2 pseudogenes are annotated in these 2,049 nt (G+C 29.7%); both read left to right on the top strand.

Going from position 1 to position 2,049, the window contains the following annotated elements:
* The first annotated feature begins 833 nt into the window (after positions 1 to 833).
* Positions 834 to 1,850: pseudogene (locus tag V7S50_RS33935) on the top strand (hypothetical protein).
* Between the two features lie 132 nt (positions 1,851 to 1,982).
* Positions 1,983 to 2,049, top strand: a pseudogene (locus V7S50_RS33930) (DUF4177 domain-containing protein); the annotation flags it as partial.

Here is a 2,049-nt window from a genome sequence, read left to right as displayed (position 1 = left end):
TAACGTGCTTTTAACTTCAAAAATAGTCTAAATCCTTAAGTTGATGGATGTGGGGTACCGCCACATGCCCATCAAGCTAAGATTTTAAGACACCCCCATAACGAGAACTTTACCTTTTCACAATTATTTCTGAGAATTCGGTTCATTTTTTCCGTTTTGGGGAAGAATCAATTTCTTAAGTTGATAGCGATGTGGTGCTACCCAAAATTAGACTAATATAAGTATTGAGTCAATGTATTCATCTCAAAGCGTAAAAAAAGACACAATAGAAAGTGTCTTTTTTTACGTTGACATGCTATGAAAGAAAATGTAGTGATTAATCATAGTTTGCTGGATTCTTCTTGGTTAATATTAGTATAACATTATCATCAATGATTTTAAATTAAATTGTTCATATATAAAAATATAATATTATGTTTATAGCTATGTTTTTTCTTCTTATATATGGTGCATAACTCGAGATAGTATAATATCTTTCCATAGATCCTCCCTCATTGATTCAGAAGGAACATCTATACTAGGAAACGAAAAAACAAAAAAGGAATATTTTAATAATAGAACCAGATTTTATAGTAAAATAGATACCATGGTATGAATGTACGTTTTAGATATGATCCCAATGAACCATAGGCTTATAGAATTGAGAAAGACCTAAAAAAAATAAGTTATATATTTTAAGACGGTAATACTTTAAGCAGTATAGTCGGAAAGTTCAGGAACTTAGATGATTTAAGATTCAAACTATATAAAAGTTAAAGTATACGACTAAGGAAAAGAAGGTTTTGTAGTGTGCTGCACATTCAAGGATTAATTCTTACGTAGGGAGTGCTTATATGAAAAGTTTGAAGCATGTAATATTGCTAGTATTATATTTCTTATGTCTAAGTGGTTGTAATCAAGAAAATGGAGTTGAGATACAAGAATATATAAAAGAAAAACACGGTATTGATGTAGTTGTAACAGATTGGAGCTCGATAAATGAAAATAATGGTGGTAATACCTACCATACTGTGCAAGAAAAAAATAACAAATATCTAAAATTCCGAGTAAAGGTACAAGGTCTCCTCTATTCAAATCCAGTAGGTGATGAATACCAATACGGAAAAAAAACATTTGAGGAATATAAGAAATTCAAACCAACTCTAGAAGAAATAAAAAAATTAGGCTACGTGGAATCTGAAACGGAAAATCCTCTTCAATATATATTAGATAATAAAGATCCAGATGAAGGAAAACCAACTAATGAATTATTATTAACTTTGCAAATGAGTAATGAGATTGACTTTAGCCAATTGAATTCAGTAGAATTAGATCGTTTATATGCTCTATTTCAAATCATTCAGAAGAATAATAAAAAGATAACAGAACTTGAAATTAAGGATCATACTGGCCAATCTTTAGGTGAACCTTTTAAAAATGTGCAAGAAAGGATAACAAAAGAAGAACTGTTACGAACAATGAAATTTACGATGTAAGATGCCATAAATAAATATTGGGAAAACTGGATTAGAACACACACCAAAGTAGAAGAAAGATTACATGAAATGCAAAACGATCGATTTGCAATTAAAAGTATTACTTATTCAAGTTCAGATGAAGAGGATAGTCGAAAATATTTAGTGACTTTAGTTATTAATACCACCAATAATATATTTGAAAACAATCCCCTTTTAATTGAGGATTTAATCAAAGTAACCACAATCCTTAAAGAAGAACTATATAATAAAAACTTTAACATCTATTTAACCAATAAGACAGGAACAATAAATGAAAATTGGTTATCGTCAAAAGAAATCAAAGAAGCAAATAACATCGAAGATCTTGTAAAAGAAAGAAATCCTGCGAATTAAATTTAAAGTCCTTTTCATTGCTACCGATAATGATGCGTTATGTTAACTGCATATGTATAGAGCATACAGTCAAAAAAGTACAATACATCGCTTCTTCTAAATGGTACAATTAGGGAAAAGGGGTGGAAGAATATGTATGATTACAAATTTGTGAAAGTCGAAATTGATGGATGGAAAGGGCAACCCAAAGAAGATTATA

Source organism: Bacillus sp. CCNWLW194 (assembly GCF_037120585.1).
GTDB classification, from domain to species: domain Bacteria; phylum Bacillota; class Bacilli; order Bacillales; family Bacillaceae_G; genus Bacillus_A; species Bacillus_A basilensis.
Note: the sequence above shows the minus strand (reverse complement) of the source record. Positions and strands in the feature narration are given on the sequence as shown.